Source organism: Nocardioides nanhaiensis, from assembly GCF_039542785.1.
Classification (GTDB): Bacteria; Actinomycetota; Actinomycetes; order Propionibacteriales; family Nocardioidaceae; genus Nocardioides; species Nocardioides nanhaiensis.
This window is the reverse complement of sequence record NZ_BAABIM010000002.1, coordinates 908,630-923,149: the sequence shown is the minus strand read 5'-3', so window position 1 is coordinate 923,149 and position 14,520 is coordinate 908,630. Positions and strand designations below refer to the sequence as shown.

15 protein-coding genes and 1 tRNA gene are annotated in these 14,520 nt (G+C 73.6%); 4 read left to right on the top strand and 12 right to left on the bottom strand.

The window, feature by feature from the left end; all coding sequences use genetic code 11:
- Positions 1-244: 244 nt before the first annotated feature.
- The 3 genes from ABD948_RS12550 to ABD948_RS12540 all read right to left on the bottom strand — a co-directional run bounded on the left by ABD948_RS12550 (position 245) and on the right by ABD948_RS12540 (position 3,217).
- Positions 245-1,834 carry a GMC family oxidoreductase gene (locus ABD948_RS12550; protein ID WP_345266245.1) on the bottom strand — a complete coding sequence of 530 codons (1,590 nt, stop codon included), beginning with the start codon at positions 1,832-1,834 and terminating at the stop codon, positions 245-247.
- A complete protein-coding gene (locus ABD948_RS12545) occupies positions 1,831-2,337 on the bottom strand; it encodes a hypothetical protein (RefSeq protein ID WP_345266243.1) in 507 nt (168 codons plus the stop codon). The genes ABD948_RS12550 and ABD948_RS12545 overlap by 4 nt, the downstream gene beginning before the upstream one ends.
- Before the next feature lie 100 nt (positions 2,338-2,437).
- On the bottom strand, positions 2,438-3,217 hold the full coding sequence (locus tag ABD948_RS12540; RefSeq protein ID WP_345266241.1) for an IclR family transcriptional regulator: 780 nt from the start codon (positions 3,215-3,217) through the stop codon (positions 2,438-2,440).
- Positions 3,218-3,314: 97 nt separating this feature from the next.
- Here ABD948_RS12540 and ABD948_RS12535 point away from each other — a divergent pair, with 97 nt between their 5' ends.
- Positions 3,315-3,635 carry a putative quinol monooxygenase gene (locus ABD948_RS12535; protein ID WP_345266239.1) on the top strand — a complete coding sequence of 107 codons (321 nt, stop codon included), beginning with the start codon at positions 3,315-3,317 and terminating at the stop codon, positions 3,633-3,635.
- Between the two features lie 166 nt (positions 3,636-3,801).
- Positions 3,802-3,891, top strand: a tRNA-Ser gene (locus ABD948_RS12530).
- A 74-nt stretch (positions 3,892-3,965) separates the two neighbouring features.
- On the opposite strand, the gene ABD948_RS12525 is transcribed toward ABD948_RS12530, so the two are convergent.
- Positions 3,966-4,319 carry an ArsR/SmtB family transcription factor gene (locus ABD948_RS12525; protein WP_345266237.1) on the bottom strand — a complete coding sequence of 118 codons (354 nt, stop codon included), beginning with the start codon at positions 4,317-4,319 and terminating at the stop codon, positions 3,966-3,968.
- A gap of 46 nt (positions 4,320-4,365) precedes the next feature.
- Here ABD948_RS12525 and ABD948_RS12520 point away from each other — a divergent pair, with 46 nt between their 5' ends.
- A complete protein-coding gene (locus ABD948_RS12520) occupies positions 4,366-5,415 on the top strand; it encodes a cation diffusion facilitator family transporter (protein ID WP_345266235.1) in 1,050 nt (349 codons plus the stop codon).
- Here the strand turns inward: ABD948_RS12520 and ABD948_RS12515 are convergent.
- Entirely contained in the window at positions 5,390-7,075 is a 1,686-nt protein-coding gene (locus tag ABD948_RS12515) for a ribonuclease J (protein WP_345266233.1), read from the bottom strand. The genes ABD948_RS12520 and ABD948_RS12515 overlap by 26 nt on opposite strands.
- A gap of 161 nt (positions 7,076-7,236) precedes the next feature.
- Here ABD948_RS12515 and ABD948_RS12510 point away from each other — a divergent pair, with 161 nt between their 5' ends.
- A complete protein-coding gene (locus tag ABD948_RS12510; RefSeq protein WP_345266231.1) occupies positions 7,237-7,557 on the top strand; it encodes a hypothetical protein in 321 nt (106 codons plus the stop codon).
- 12 nt (positions 7,558-7,569) lie between these two features.
- Here the strand turns inward: ABD948_RS12510 and ABD948_RS12505 are convergent, their stop codons facing one another.
- Genes ABD948_RS12505 through ABD948_RS12475 form a run of 7 tightly spaced genes read right to left on the bottom strand, consistent with a single transcriptional unit; the run spans position 7,570 to position 14,512 of the window.
- A complete protein-coding gene (locus ABD948_RS12505) occupies positions 7,570-8,676 on the bottom strand; it encodes an MSMEG_0565 family glycosyltransferase (protein ID WP_345266229.1) in 1,107 nt (368 codons plus the stop codon).
- The gene (locus tag ABD948_RS12500) at positions 8,673-9,503 is read right to left on the bottom strand and encodes a carbon-nitrogen hydrolase family protein (RefSeq protein WP_345266227.1); all 831 of its coding nucleotides are present in this window, start codon (positions 9,501-9,503) and stop codon (positions 8,673-8,675) included. The genes ABD948_RS12505 and ABD948_RS12500 overlap by 4 nt, the downstream gene beginning before the upstream one ends.
- A 7-nt stretch (positions 9,504-9,510) precedes the next feature.
- A complete protein-coding gene (locus ABD948_RS12495; RefSeq protein ID WP_345266225.1) occupies positions 9,511-10,782 on the bottom strand; it encodes an MSMEG_0569 family flavin-dependent oxidoreductase in 1,272 nt (423 codons plus the stop codon).
- Positions 10,779-11,093 (bottom strand): MSMEG_0570 family nitrogen starvation response protein, encoded by a 315-nt coding sequence (locus tag ABD948_RS12490; RefSeq protein ID WP_345266223.1) that lies wholly within the window; start codon positions 11,091-11,093, stop codon positions 10,779-10,781. Before ABD948_RS12490 ends, ABD948_RS12495 begins: the two co-directional genes overlap by 4 nt.
- Positions 11,086-11,967 (bottom strand): carbon-nitrogen hydrolase family protein, encoded by an 882-nt coding sequence (locus ABD948_RS12485; protein ID WP_345266221.1) that lies wholly within the window; start codon positions 11,965-11,967, stop codon positions 11,086-11,088. The genes ABD948_RS12490 and ABD948_RS12485 overlap by 8 nt, the downstream gene beginning before the upstream one ends.
- On the bottom strand, positions 11,964-13,394 hold the full coding sequence (locus ABD948_RS12480; protein ID WP_345266219.1) for an MSMEG_0567/sll0787 family protein: 1,431 nt from the start codon (positions 13,392-13,394) through the stop codon (positions 11,964-11,966). The genes ABD948_RS12485 and ABD948_RS12480 overlap by 4 nt, the downstream gene beginning before the upstream one ends.
- The gene (locus tag ABD948_RS12475; RefSeq protein ID WP_345266217.1) at positions 13,391-14,512 is read right to left on the bottom strand and encodes an MSMEG_0568 family radical SAM protein; all 1,122 of its coding nucleotides are present in this window, start codon (positions 14,510-14,512) and stop codon (positions 13,391-13,393) included. Before ABD948_RS12475 ends, ABD948_RS12480 begins: the two co-directional genes overlap by 4 nt.
- Positions 14,513-14,520: the final 8 nt, after the last annotated feature.

Genomic DNA, 14,520 nt, shown 5'->3' with positions numbered 1-14,520 from the left:
GACAACCGCAGCCCCTCGCCGGTCGAGTGGGCCGGTGGCGTGCGCGGCCCACTGCTCCCTGCCGCAGGCACGTCGCCGGATCTCGGTACGCGTCGCCCCTCGTGCCTCGGGGCGGCGCTACTCGATCAGCGGGAGCGGTGCCGCTGCTCGACCGGCGAGGCGGGGACTGACTCACCCCGACCGCCGCCGTCATGGGGGGACGGGCGGCGGCCGGGGTGGCTGGGGGTGGGCCGACCGGCTCGGGTCAGAGCGTCCCGGCGGCCAGCTGGTCGGCGATGTACTCGGCCTGCCGGATCGCCAGCGCCACGATGGTGAGCGTGGGGTTGGCGGCGGCGCCCGTCGTCATGGCCGAGCCGTCGCTGATGAACAGCCGCGGCACGTCGTGGGCCTGGCCCCAGCCGTCGGCGACGCCGTCCTCGGGCCGCGCCGAGAGCCGGCAGGTGCCCAGGTTGTGGGTGGCCGGGTAGGGCGGGGTGTGGTGCGTGCCGGTGGCGCCGACGGCCTCGTAGAGCAGGTCCGCGCGCTGGTAGCCGTGCTCGCGCATGGCGACGTCGTTGGGGTGGTCGGCGAAGTGCACGTCGGGTGAGGGCAGGCCCCACTGGTCCTGCAGGCCGCTGTTGAGGGTGACCCGGTTGGTCTCCTGCGGCATGTCCTCACCGACGACCCACATGCCCGCTGTGCGCTGGTAGGCGGCCATGATCTCGGTGAACTCCGGGCCCCACGAGCCTGGCTCGGCGAAGGCGGCGAGGAACGGGACGCCCAGCGAGAGGGTTTCCATGTAGTAGCCGCCGGCGAAGCCGCGCGAGGTGTCGTGACGGGCCTCGTCGGCGATGATGCCGGCCATCGTCTCGCCGCGGTACATGTTCACCGACTCGTCGAAGCGGGCGTAGACCGAGCCGGTGGTGTGGCGCATGTAGTTGCGGCCCACCTGGCCCGAGGAGTTGGCCAGGCCGTCGGGGTGCAGCGAGCTGGCGCTCATCAGCAGCAGGCGCGGCGTCTCGATGGAGTTGCCGGCCACGCAGACGACGCGGGCGGCCTGACGGTGCAGGTTGCCCTCGGCGTCGAGGTAGAGCACGGCGTTGGCGCGACCCTGGGCGTCGTGGGTGACCTGCACGGCCTGGCTCTGCGGACGCAGGTCGCACTTGCCGGTGGCGATGGCGCGCGGGATCTCGCGCACCGCGGTGCTCCACTTCGAGCCGTGCTTGTCGCCCTGGAAGTTGAAGCCGTCCTGCACCGAGGCGGGGCGGCCGTCGTAGGGCTCGGCGTTCGTGCCGTAGGGGCCGGTGGCGTAGAACTTGTAGCCCACCTTCTCGGCGCCGTTGGCGAGGACCTTGTAGTTGTTGTTGGCCGGCAGCGGCGGGCGGCCGTGGCGGTGGGTGGAGCCGATGGCGATCTCGGCGCGGTCGTAGTAGGGCGCGAGGTCCTCGAGGCCGATCGGCCAGTCGAGCAGGTTGGCGCCCTCGACGCTCGAGTAGTAGGTGCGCGTCTTGAACTCGTGCGCCTTGAAGCGCGGCGTCGCGCCCGACCAGTGGGTCGTGGAGCCGCCGACCGCCTTGACGATCCACGCCGGCAGGTTCGGGAAGTCGGTGGCGACGCGGTAGGGGCCCGAGGCGGTGCGGTTGTCGAGCCACGCCATCTGGTTGAAGGCGGCCCACTCGTCGTTCTCGTAGTCCTCGCCGGTGAGGTACCTGCCGGCCTCGAGCACCACGCAGGGGATGCCCTTCGCGGTGAGCTCGTAGGCCAGGGTGCCGCCGCCCGCGCCGGAGCCGATGATCACCACGGCCTCCTGGTCGAGCGGGATGCGTGCGGACTCGGGGGTGGTCGGTGCGCTCATCGGGTGGCTCCCGTCTGGCTGGTCTGGCTGGCTGTGTGGGCGGGCTCGTCGTCGGGGGCGACCTCGACCAGCTGGTCGGGGCCGTCGTACTCCTCGATCCGCGGGTCGGGCAGCCACTGCAGGTCGTCGAAGCCGCGGTGCAGGTAGCCGCCGTGCTCGTAGGAGGAGCCCTCGTAGCCCAGCAGCGCCCACACCTCGTGGTCGTCGTAGAGCGTGGTGACGGCGACGCCGCGCACGAAGCGGAAGAACTCCGCGTCCTCGATGCCGCGCAGCAGCTTCAGCGCCTGCTCGTCGTCGAGGCTGGCGAACGCCGCTTCGCCGGCCTGCTCGGCCAGGGCGTCGAGCGAGTCGAGCCCCTGCTCGAGGGCGAGCTTGTGCCAGAGGGACTCCTCGGTCTGCGCCAGGATCTTCTCCGCACAGCGCTCGTAGGGCCCGTCCGGGAAGTCCGCGTGCGGGTAGGCCGCGCGCAGCAGGCGGACGAGGTTGGTCTTGGGTTGTGCCATGGCCCCTCCAGGGTTCGTGTGACTGCGGTCACGCTAGGAAGGGCCGGCGTGCGCCGGGAAGGGTCGTTATCGCTCGGCGATAAAGCCGCGCGGAGCAGCCTCAGCGGCCACTGCTGAGCGCGGTGCTGCCCGATCGGTAGAACCGGCTGACCCGGGAGGCGGTGCGTCGCAGCACCTGCTCGACGTCGTCGCGGCCGGTGGCGAACCGGGCGTCGGGCGCCGAGACGGCGACCGACCCGAGCAGGGCGCCGGACCCGCCGCGCACCGCGGCCGCTGCGCACGTGGCGCCCGCCTGGAACTCGCCGAACTCCCAGGCGACGCCGCGGGCGCCGACGTCGCGCAGCTGCGCGTCCAGCTCGGCGTAGGAGGTGATGGTGCCGGGGCCGTAGCTCGGCATCGGCTCTTGGTCGAGCACGCGGGCGCGCTCCTCGTCGTCCATGCCGGCCAGCAGGATCTTGCCGAGCGCGTGCGCGTGGGGCGCCTCGTGGAAGCCGAAGTCGAGCGGGCTCAGCCGCGGGCATGCGGGGGAGTCGACGGCGAAGACGACGACGATCTGCGAGCCGCGGTGCACGGCGAAGTAGGCCGCGACGCCCAGCTCCTGGTGCAGGGCGGTGACCTCGGCGCGCACCTCGCGCGGGACGCCGATCTGCTGGTGGAGCGAGACGCCCAGCTGGTGCAGCTTGTAGCCGAGCTCGAAGCGCTTCTCCTCGCGGATGTGCACCAGGTAGTCGCCGTCGAGCAGCTCGCGCACGAGCCGGTAGACGGTGGGTAGCGGCAGCCCAGTGACCTCCGCGACCTCGCGCGCGGAGGCGCCGCCCTGGGCGGCGACGACCTCGAGGATCTCCAGGGTGCGGTGCACCGAGCCGGCACGCGTCTCCACGACTCGGAGGGTAGCGCGCCACGGAAGCGACGGGTCGTTATCGCTGGGCGAGAAGCAGCGGTGGCCGTCGTCACCCCGCCTCTGGCAGGGTCGGGCCATGATCTTCATCTGTGTGAAGTGGAAGGTGAAGCCCGAGCACGCCGACCAGTGGGTCGAGCTGACGAAGGACTTCACCGAGGCCACGCGAGCCGAGCCCGGCAACATCTTCTTCCAGTGGTCGCGCAGCGTCGACGACCCGAACGAGTACGTGCTCATCGAGGCGTTCCGAGACGACGCCGCCGAGGCGCACGTGACCTCCGACCACTTCAAGCAGGCCCAGGTTGACCTGCCGCAGTACGTGCAGGAGACCCCCAAGGTGCGCAACGTGCTGATGGAGGGCGACCACTGGGACGAGCTGGGGGAGTTCACGATCGGCTGACCCGGGTCGTCGGGGATCTTCCCGGTCGACCGGGTACTCCCGAGCTTGTCCCCCAACGCGTTGGCCGACAAGCTGCACAACGGGCCGACAAGTCCGGTGTCGGGGAAGGCCGCACCCGCGCCACTCGATTCGGCACCGCTCCTGGGCCTCCGGTATGTTCTCCCGCGGTGGCGTGTCCGAGCGGCCTAAGGAGAACGCCTCGAAAGCGTTTGTGGGCGCAAGTCCACCGAGGGTTCAAATCCCTCCGCCACCGCCAGCTGCATCAAGCGAGAACCCCCGTCGGCATCGCGCCCGACGGGGGTTCTCGGCGCTCCGGGACGGATCAGGTGCTCACGGCGCCGGGGGACCGGGGCGCCCCAGCCGCAGGTGCTCGGCGTGGAAGATCGCCTGCTCGATGAGCTCGGCGACGTGGTCGTCGAAGAGGCTGTAGACGATGTGGCGGCCGCGGCGCTCGGTGGCGACCAGGCCGAGGTTGCGCAGCAGCCTGAGCTGGTGGGAGACCGCGGACTGCTCCATGCCGACGGCCTCGACCAGCTCGCCCACGGTCTGCTCGCCGTCGGTGAGCGACTGCAGGATCAGCAGCCGGCTGGGGGTGGCGAGAGCCTGCAGGGTGGCGGCCACCGACTTGGCGGTCTCGGCGTCCAGCGCCTGGCGCAGCGCGCGTCCCTCGGTGCCGTGACCCACACGGGCAGCCTATCCGACGCCTAGATGAACATGTCATCATGTGTTGGTGACATCAGGCGGCGAGCACGACGACCACCACCACGACGGCCACGACCACATCCACCACCACCCGGCGGGCGTCCTGCCGCGCCTGCGGGAGGCGCTCTGGGGTCACAGCCACGACCACGCGGACTCGGTGGACGACGCGCTGAGCGCCAGCGCGGAGGGCATCCGCGCGGTGAAGACCAGCCTGGTGGTCCTGCTCGTCACCGCCCTGCTGCAGGCGGCCCTGGTGGCCGTCACCGGCTCGGTGGCGCTCCTGGCCGACACCATCCACAACTTCTCCGACGCCTTCACCTCGGTGCCGCTGTGGATCGCGTTCGTGCTGGGCCGCCGAGCCACGACGCGCGCCTACACCTACGGCTACGGCCGGGCCGAGGACCTGGCGGGCGTCTTCATCGTGGTGATGATCGCCGTCTCGGCGGTCGTGGCGGGGGTCGAGTCGTTCCGACGCCTGCTCGACCCCCAGCCGCTCAGCCACCCGTGGGTCGTGGCCGCCGCCGGTGTCATCGGCTTCCTCGGCAACGAGCTGGTGGCCTCCTACCGGATCCGGGTCGGTGGGCGCATCGGGTCCGCGGCGCTGGTCGCCGACGGTCGGCATGCCCGCACCGACGGGTTCACCTCGCTGGCGGTCGTGGCCGGAGCGGGTGGCGCACTGCTGGGAGTGCCGCTGGCCGACCCGATCGTCGGTCTGCTGATCACCGCGGCCATCCTCGTGGTGCTGCGCGGCGCCGCCACCGAGGTCTACCGACGCCTGATGGACGCCGTCGACCCGGCCCTGACCGAGCGAGCCGAGGCTGCGGCCAGCCGCGTCCCCGGCGTCCACGCCGTCGCCGACCTGCGGCTGCGGTGGATCGGGCACCGGCTGCACGGGGAGCTCAGCGTGACCGCCGACCCGGAACTCGACCTGGCGGCGGCCCACGCCGTCGCCCACGCCGTCGAGGCCGAGGTGGGGGCGGCCCTCCCGAAGCTGGGCGACGCCACCGTGCACGTGGGTCCCGCGGGGAGCGGGTCCGTACCGCCGGGGACGCTCAGGCGTCGACCACCACGGGGATGATCAGGGGGCTGCGGCGGAACGCCCGCTGGGCCCAGCGGCCGACCTCGCGACCGATCATCGACTCTAGCTGCGAGGCGTCGCCGATGCCCTCGGAGGCCGCCCGGGCCAGGGCCTTCTCGACCACGGTGACGGCGGGGTCGAAGGCCGTCGGCTCGTGCACGAACCCGCGCACCAGGAAGTCGGGGCGGTCGGCCAGCTTGCCGGTGTCGGCGTCGACGATGGCCAGCACGGTGACGACGCCCTCCTCGGCCAGCGTGCGACGGTCCTTGAGGACGGCGTCGGTGACGCCGCCCACGGTCTGGGCGTCCACGTACACGTTGCCGGCCGGCACCTTGCCGGTGATGGAGGCCCGGCCCTTGACCAGGTCGACCACCACGCCGTCCTCGGCGATCACCACGCGGTCGGGGTCGACACCGGTCTTGATGGCCAGGTCGGCGTTGGCGCGCAGGTGGCGCCACTCGCCGTGCACCGGCATGACGTTCTTCGGCTTGATCAGGTTGTAGCAGTAGACGAGCTCGCCGGCGCTGGCGTGCCCGGAGACGTGCACCGTGGCGTTGCCCTTGTGCACCACGTGGGCACCCCACCGGGTGAGGCCGTTGATGACGTTGGAGATGGCGTTCTCGTTGCCCGGGATCACCGAGCTGGCCATCAGCACGGTGTCGCCCTCGCCGATGCGGATCTTGTGCTCACGGCTGGCCATGCGCGAGAGCGCGGCCAGCGGCTCGCCCTGCGAGCCGGTGCAGATCAGGGCGACCTTGTTGGCGGGCAGGCGCTGCAGCTGCTCGAGGGGGACGATCAGCCCCTCCGGCACGGTCAGGTAGCCCAGGTCCTGGGCGACACCCATGTTGCGCACCATCGAGCGCCCCACCAGCGCCACCTTGCGTCCGCTCTCGTGGGCGGCGTCGAGCACCTGCTGGATCCGGTGCACGTGGCTGGCGAAGCTGGAGACGATGATGCGGCGCGGAGCCGTGCGGAAGACCTGGGTGATCGCCGGGGTCAGGGCCTGCTCGGACGGGACGAAGCCCGGCACCTCGGCGTTGGTGGAGTCGACCAGGAACAGGTCGACGCCCTCGTCGGCCAGCCGGGCGAACCCGCGCAGGTCGGTGATCCGGTCGTCCAGCGGGAACTGGTCCATCTTGAAGTCGCCGGTGTGCAGCACCATGCCCGCGCCGGTGCGGATCGCCACCGCGAGACCGTCGGGGATCGAGTGGTTGACCGCCAGGAACTCGGTGTCGAACGCGCCGACGTCGATGCGATCGCCCTCGCGCACCTCGCGCAGCTGCGGCCGGATCCGGTGCTCCTTGAGCTTCTCCTTGATCAGGGCCAGGGTCAGCCTGGAGCCGATCAGCGGGATGTCGGCGCGCTCGCGCAGCAGGTAGGGGACGCCGCCGATGTGGTCCTCGTGGCCGTGGGTCAGCACGATGCCGGCGATCTTGTCGAGCCGGTCCCGGATCCAGGTGAAGTCGGGCAGGATCACGTCGACGCCGGGCTGGTGCTCCTCGGGGAACAGCACGCCGCAGTCCACGACCAGGAGCGAGCCCTGGTACTCGAAGACGGTCATGTTGCGGCCGATCTCGCCCAGGCCGCCAAGGGCGACGACGCGCAGGCCGTCGCGGGGCAGCTTCTTGGGGGACTTCAGCTCGGGGTGTGGATGGCTCATCGTGGTTCCGCTCAGGTGTGTGGGGGCAGCCGTCGACGGCGTCCGGTGGGGCGGTGCGACTGCGAGAGGAGCCAGCCTACGGACACCGACGACGACGCCCGCGCCCCGGTGCCGGGCCGGTGACGATGTGCTCCCCCTCGCGAGGGTGCGAGGCTGTCGGCATGTCCCCGGCGCCCGACCACTCACCCGCCGCCGCAGCAGCCGCGCGCGCCGCACTCGTCGTCGCGGCGGCCCGGCGATCGACCCTGACCCACGCCGAGCTGGCCCGGGCGCTCGACCTCGACGGCGAGGGACCGCCGGCCGAGCGCGTGCAGGCGGTGCTGGACGCCGTCGCGGCGGACTGCACCCGACGCGGGGAGCCCCGACTCGACGCGCTCGTGGTCGACGGCGAGTCGGGTCGCCCGGGGCGGGGGTGGGGTGCCGACGAGCACACCTGGCCGCGCGAGGTGGTGCGCTGCCACCGCTGGTGGGCCGAGCGCTGACACCACGGCCGGCTAGGCAGCAGTGACCAGTCGCTCGTAGAACCGCAGGTGCGCGGCAGCCGCGGCGTCCCAGGTGAAGGCCTGCGCCCGGGCCCGGCCGGCGGCCGGATCGGGTGGCGAGGCGATCACCGCCGCGAGCGCGTCCGCCATCGCGACGGGGTCGGCGGCGTAGGCGACGGCCTCGCCCAGCACCTCGCGCAGCACGGGCAGGTCCCTGGCCACCACGGGCGTCCCGGCGGCCAGGGCCTCCAGCGGCGCCAGGCCGAACCCCTCCTGCGTGGAGACGAAGCCCAGCGCCGCAGCCTCGGCCACCAGGGCGGGAAGCTCGTCGTGGGCGACGACGCCGAGCAGCTCGGGCTGGACGTCCAGCTCGGCAGCACGGCGGTCGAAGGTGCCGCGGTAGCCGCGGTAGTCGAAGAGGGTCTCGCCGCCGGCCAGCACCAGCCGCAGCCCGCGGCCGACGTCGGGGTGGCGCGCGCGCAGGAGCGCGAACGCCTCCAGCAGGTCGGTCGTGCCCTTGCGGGGCTCGATCCCGCCGACCGCCAACACGTAGCGCCCCAGCCGGCCACGCCAGCGCTCGCGGCCGACGTCGTCGCGAGCACCCGCGGCGAAGCGATGCGCCTCCACCCCGTTGGCGATCACGGTGGGCTCCAGGCCCCATCCCCGGCGCACCTCCCCGGCCACGGCGGCAGAGACGCAGATGCGGGCGACGGGCTCGACGACCGCGCGCTCGTGGCAGGCCGCGAGCTCGGGCGTGGTGAAGGTGTCGAGGTGGTGGATGGTGCGCACGCACGGGCCCGAGGCCATGGCGGCGTTGGCGCTGATGCAGTCCTGGGCGTGCACCACGTCGTAGTGCTCGCGTCGCGCTGCGAACGCAGCCGCCAGCACGGAGATGGACCGCACGATCCGCGGCCCGACGGCGTCGCCGACGTCCGGGAACGGCACCGCGTGCACGCGCACCGCAGGCTCCACCTGGCGGAAGAAGGCCGTGTCGCCCCCGCGGCCGAGCGTCCACAGGTCCACCTCCACGCCGCGCCGGGCCAGCGACTCGGCCAGGGCGAGGGTGTGCACCACGCCGCCGCGCGGCTTGGTGGAGTAGGTCAGCAGCGCCACCCTCACGACTGCGTCCCCCAGGCGTACGCGGGGCGCGAGAGCTCGTCGAGGTGGTGCAGCGTGCGCCGGGCGCGGGCGATCTCGACGTCGACGTCGATGCTGGTGACCGCCAGCCCGCCCTTGCTCGAGGTGCGGCACAGCACGTCGCCGCCGGGCCCCACCACCTTGGCCTGCCCCAGGAAGCGCAGCCCGCCGCTCACGCCGGTCTGGTTGGACGACACCCACACCACCTGGTTCTCCGCGGCCCGGGCACAGTCGTAGAGGTCGAAGAGCCGGGCCTGCCTGTCCTGCGGCAGCCGGTCGGCGCGGTCGGTCACCGAGGCCGGCCATGCCGAGAGGCACGCCAGCACGCGAGCGCCGTCCAGCGCCAGCGAGCGCGCGGCCTCGGGGAAGGTCTTGTCGTAGTCGATCAGCATGCCCAGCCGGCCGACCGGGGTGTCGAAGGCCCCGAACCGGTCGCCCGGGGTGTAGACGCGTGACTCACCTGCGGGCAGGTGCACCTTGCGGTGGTGGCCGAGCACCCCGTCGCCGGTCACGCACACCGCGGCGTTGTGGACGACGTCGCCCACCGCCTCCGCGTAGCCCAGGCAGACCACCATCGGGCCGGCCATCCGCGCCACCTCGCGCAGCTCGGGTGCGTCCGCGGCCAGGGACGGCGGCGCGGCCGTGGGCTCGCGCAGGTCGTCGAGGTAGCCGCCCAGCACGGCGTCGGGCAGCACCAGCAGGTCGCACCCGGCCTCGCGGGCGCCGGCCACGATGCCCTCGACCTTGGCCAGCGCGCGGGGGAGGTCGCGGCCGAAGTGGGCGGCGACGGCGCCGATGGTGACGGCCACGTGCGGCTCAGCCGGCCCGCCGGACCGCCGGCAGCGAGCGGGTGATGACGCCGGCGACGTGCTCGGCGTCGCGGGCGATGCCGTGGAAGCGACCGGAGCCCCACGTGTGCAGCCACGGCAGCCCGAGGAACGAGAGCCCCGGTACGGCGGTCACGCCGCGCTCGTGGGTGGGCCGGCCGGCACCGTCGAAGACCCCGACCCCGACCCAGCGGTAGTCGGGTCGGTAGCCGATCGCCCAGACGACCGTGCTGATGCCGGCCGCGGCCAGGTCGAGCTCGAGGGGGTCCGCCGTCGGTGCCCAGACCGGCTCGTAGCGGGACGGCGGTGGTGCGGTGACGCCGGCCTGCTCGATGTAGCGGTCGACGTCGGCGCAGATGGAGTTGTACGTGGCGTCGGCGGAGTCGAGGGCCGCGGTGAGCGTGGCGAGGAAGCGCAGGGTGGAGCCGCCGGGCGCCGCCAGGCCCTCGAGCATCCCGTGGAGGCCCATGCCCTCGCGGGCGAACTGACGCAGGTCGATGTCGCGGCCGCCGTCGCGGCCGGTGACGTAGTGGTTGGTCTTCTCGCGCGCGGCGAGCCCGCCCGGGTAGGTGGCCACCGGGGTGTCGTAGAGACCCATCTCGGCCAGCCACGTCATGGTGTCGCGGCCCCGGTAGGTGCGCGCCACCCGCGGTGCGTCGCCGACGGCGAGGTGCACCTTCCGGCCCGCGAGGTGCAGGTCCTCGGCGATCTGCGCGCCGGACTGGCCGCTGCCCACCACCAGCACCGCGCCGTCGGGGAGGTCGGACTCGCGGCGGTAGTGCGCCGACTCGAGCTGGGTGATCGCCGGGTCCAGCGCCGCGGCCCAGGGGGGCACGATCGGCACGTGGTAGCCGCCGGTGGCCACCACCACGTGCTCGGCCTCCCAGGTGACCGGCCCGTCGGGAGCAGTGCTCTCGAGGGTGAAGCCACCGCCGTCGCGCTGGCGCAGGGCGGTCACCCGGGTGTGCTCGTGCAGGGGTGGGTCGAAGGTGCCCGGGTAGCCCGCCAGCCACGCCACCACCTCGTCGCGGGTCATGAACCCGTCGGGGTCAGGCCCCTCGTAGGCGTAGCCGGGCAGGCGGCAGTGCCAGTTGGGCGTCACCAGGGTGAAGTTGTCCCAGCGGGTGTCGGCCCACTCGTGCGCGGCGGTGCCGGCCTCGAGCACCACGTGGTCGACGCCGTCGCGGGTGAGGAACCAGCTGGTCGAGAGGCCCGCCTGGCCGCCGCCCACCACGGCGACGGTCGTGCGCCGGGTGGTCACGACGCCGCGCCCCGGGCCGAGGCGGGCAGCGCGGGCCACATGCGCAGCACCTCGACGACGTCGTCCGCCCCGAACCCGGCCGCGGCGCGCGAGATCTGCTCGGTGGTGGCGGCGGCGGAGGAGCACGCGAACCCGTACTTCGCGCGCACCCGCTCGCTGGCGATCGCGAGAGCGGCGGTCGAGCGCGCGGCGAAGTCGGCGACCGAGTACCGCTCGCCGGCGGCCAGGTGGTCGTGCAGCACCAGCGACGGCGAGTAGCACTCGTCGACCCGCCCGTCGGGCCACCGCACGGTCATCGTCATCTCAGGCATCGAGGGTCACCGGCTCCCGGTAGAGGTCGGGGCGGCGGTCGCCCAGGTGGAACATCGAGCGGCGCGCGGTGTGCAGCACCTCGCCGACGTCCACGCGGGCGTAGGCCACGCCCTCACCGGTGCCCGTGGCCGCCAGCACCTCGCCGCCGGGGCCGACCACCTTGGCCGAGCCGACGAACCGAAGCGACCCGAACGTGCCGGCCTGGTTGGCGGCCACCCACACCACCTGGTTCTCCAGGGCGCGGGCCTGGTCGAAGATGTCGAAGCGCTGCTTCCAGCGGTCCTGCGCGAGCTCGCCGGCGGTGGCCGTGCGCGAGGCCGGCCAGGCCGAGATGCACGCGATCACCTCGGCGCCGTCGAGCGCCAGGGCGCGGGCCGACTCGGGGAACGCCTTGTCGTAGCAGATCAGTGCTCCCAGCCGACCGACCGGCGTCTCGAAGGCCCGCATGGTCTCGCCTGCCTCGTAGTAGAGGTTCTCGCCCAGCGGCTGGTGCACCTTGCGGTGCACCCCGATCACGCCCTCGCCGGTGACCACGGCGGCGCTGTTGAAGCGGCGTCCGCCGTCGGCCTCGCAGAAGCCGACGACGAGTGTCATCTCACGAGCGATGGCGGCGACCCGGGCCAGCTCGACGCCGCCCACGTCGAGCACGGGTGGCAGCGAGTCCGGCCGGTCGCCGTGCGTGCCGTCGCGACCGGAGCCGAGCACGGAGAGGTAGCCGCCCAGGCACGCTTCGGGCAGGGCGAGCAGCGAGGTGCCGCGTGCCCGGGCGTCCTCCACGAGGTGGCCGATCCGGCGCAGGTTCTGCTCGAGGTCGCGGCCGAAGTTGGCGCTGACGGCGCCGAACGTCTGAGTGCTGTGCTGGTGCAGGGTCATGAGGGTCCCATCCCGGTGACGGTGGAGGTGACGGCCTCGGTGACGACGCCGTCGGGCCAGCGCAGGCCGACGCCGGCGCCGGTGGTGAGCTCGCCGCAGACCGACGAGGTGGTGAAGGCGGGCAGCGGGGCGCGAGCAGCGGACCGCTCGGCGCTGACCATCGCGAAGCCGGGGAAGCAGGTGAGCCAGTCGCCGGCGGTGGCGCCGGTGGGTGCGGGCACCGCCGCGACGTCGAGCACGGCGCGGCAACCCGAGGCCTCGGCGAGCATGCCCGTGGTGCCGACGAGCCCGCTCATGCTCACGTCCTTGGCTGCGGTGGGTCGCAGGGCGGGCACCACACCGGCCAGGGCACGCAGCTCCTCGCCGGTGCGGTGGCTGGAGGAGTCCCACTGGGCTCCGGTGTAGCGCGGACGCCAGCCGCCGCCCAGGTCGGCGGTGACGCGGAGCGACTCGCCGGGTGCGGCGCCGCCGCCGGGCACCGGGTGGCTGGTGCGGCCCAGGGCCGTCACCGACAGGGCAGCCGGCACGCCGAGCTGGGTGTGCCCGCCGATGACGGGGACGCCCCAGGCCTGGCTGGCCTCGGTGAGGCCGCGCAGCACCCGGCGGGCGAAGGAGCGGTCGCGGGCGCCGACGGCGTCGAGCAGGGCCACGGGGGTGGCGCCCATGGCGGAGAGGTCGTTGAGGTTGACCAGCACGGCGCACCAGCCGGCCCACTCGGGGTCGCGCTCCACCAGCGAGGGGAGGATCGCGTCGCACGCGGCCACCAGGTCCGAGCCGGGGACGGGGGCGCCGTCGTCACCGAGGAACCCGGCGGGCACGCCGTGCGCGAGCGGCTCGAGCAGGCCGCCCAGCGCCGCCTTGGTGGCGTCGACGAGGCGCTGCACCCGCGCGATCGGCCAGTCGAGCACCACGTGCGGTCGGCCGTGCAGGTGGGTGCGCTCGCGCGGCACCCAGCCCAGCCGCCTGAAGAGGCGCTCGTTCTGGGCCTGCACGGTGGCCTCGAAGCGCAGCGCGCCCTGGGCCTCCGCGGTGGCGCACGCGGCGCGGACCAGTGCCGCGCCGACGCCGAGCAGCAGCCGGGCGTCGCGGGCGACGGCGAGCCGGGAGCCCTGCCACCACCCCAGGTCACGATCGGCGGGAGCCGCCGGGTGGTGCGCCGGGTGCAGCCGGACCCCGCCCAGCACCTCGCCCTCGGGGGTGCGGGCCAGCAGCACGAGGGTGCGGGGGTCGTCGTCGACGTCGTCGAGGTCGGAGCCGGTGAACAGCCCCTGCTCGTGCACGAAGACCTCGCGGCGCAGCGCGCGGTAGGCGGCCAGGTCCGCCGGCGACTCGGCACGCACCACGACGAAGCCCTCGAGGCTGGGGGCGCTTCGGGAGTGACCCGCCAGCACGACGTCGTCGACCAGGTCGGCACGCAGTCGGCTCACGACGCCACCTCGGTGGGAGCGAGAGCAATGCTCGCGCCGCTGTCGCTGGGTCCACAGGATCCCAGCGCCGAGCAGGCCCCGCACGCGGCGCAGCCGGCGGCCTGGTCGCTGCCGAGCATGCCGGCGGCGCGCAGTGCCGCGGACACCCGACCGGTGATGTCGTACACCCGGCCCGGCGCGGGAGCGGTGGCGCCGTCCACGTCGGTGGCCAACGTGCCGGCCAGTGGCCGGAACGGCACCACGAACGGGTAGACGCCCATCGCGATCAGCTCCTCGGCGCCGGCGACGAGCTCGTCGGGGTCCTCACCCAGGCCCACCAGCAGGTAGGTCGAGACCTGGTTCCAGCCGAAGACCCGCACCGCCTCGGCCCAGGCGGCGCGGTACTCCGTCATGGGCACCGAGCCCTTGCCGGGCATCCAGCGGCGACGCACCTCGTCGTCCAGCGACTCCACGTGGATGCCGATCGAGCGGGCGCCGGCGTCGTACAGCTCCTGGATGGTGGCCAGGTCGCCCGGTGGCTCGCACTGCACCTGGATCGGCAGGTCGGGCAGCACCTCCCGCACCGCCCGCACGCAGCGCGCCAGGTGGGTGGCGCCGCGGTCGCGGCCGTTGCTGGTGCCGGTGGTCATCACCAGCTGGGTGATGCCGTCGAGCTCGTGGGCGGCCTGGGCCACCTCGGCGATCTGCGCGGGTGTCTTGACGGCGACCGTGGAGCCCTGCGCCAGTGACTCCTCGATGGCGCAGAACCGGCAGCGCTCGCTCTCGTCGTAGCGCACGCAGGTCTGCACGACGGTGGTGGCGAGCACGTTGGCGGCGTGCAGGCGGGCGATCTTCTCGTAGGGCACCCCGTCGGCGGTGACGAGGTCGTAGAAGCGGGGCCGCGCCACCGCCTCGACGCCCAGCCCGGTGTCGGCGCCGTCGAGCAGCAGCTTGCCGCCGCGCACCGTGTAGGGGCTGCGCGGGTTGAGCGGCACCGCGGCGCCGACGCCGTCGAGGAGCAGGTGGCCGTCGTCGCTGGGCCCGGCGCCGGCACGCCGGGCCACCGGCGCGTCGAGCAGCCGGATGCCCTGGATGGCGAGGTCGACCCGCGTGGAGGCAGGGGTGTCGGAGGCGGCCACCGGGTGCC

Coding starts and splice junctions, on each gene's coding strand:
- ABD948_RS12510 (WP_345266231.1), top strand. CDS start 7,237: ATGTCCCCGGCGCCCGACCACTCACCCGCCGCCGCAGCAGCCGCGCGC.
- ABD948_RS12485 (WP_345266221.1), bottom strand. CDS start 11,967: ATGACCCTGCACCAGCACAGCACTCAGACGTTCGGCGCCGTCAGCGCC.
- ABD948_RS12550 (WP_345266245.1), bottom strand. CDS start 1,834: ATGAGCGCACCGACCACCCCCGAGTCCGCACGCATCCCGCTCGACCAG.
- ABD948_RS12545 (WP_345266243.1), bottom strand. CDS start 2,337: ATGGCACAACCCAAGACCAACCTCGTCCGCCTGCTGCGCGCGGCCTAC.
- ABD948_RS12515 (WP_345266233.1), bottom strand. CDS start 7,075: ATGAGCCATCCACACCCCGAGCTGAAGTCCCCCAAGAAGCTGCCCCGC.
- ABD948_RS12535 (WP_345266239.1), top strand. CDS start 3,315: ATGATCTTCATCTGTGTGAAGTGGAAGGTGAAGCCCGAGCACGCCGAC.
- ABD948_RS12490 (WP_345266223.1), bottom strand. CDS start 11,093: ATGCCTGAGATGACGATGACCGTGCGGTGGCCCGACGGGCGGGTCGAC.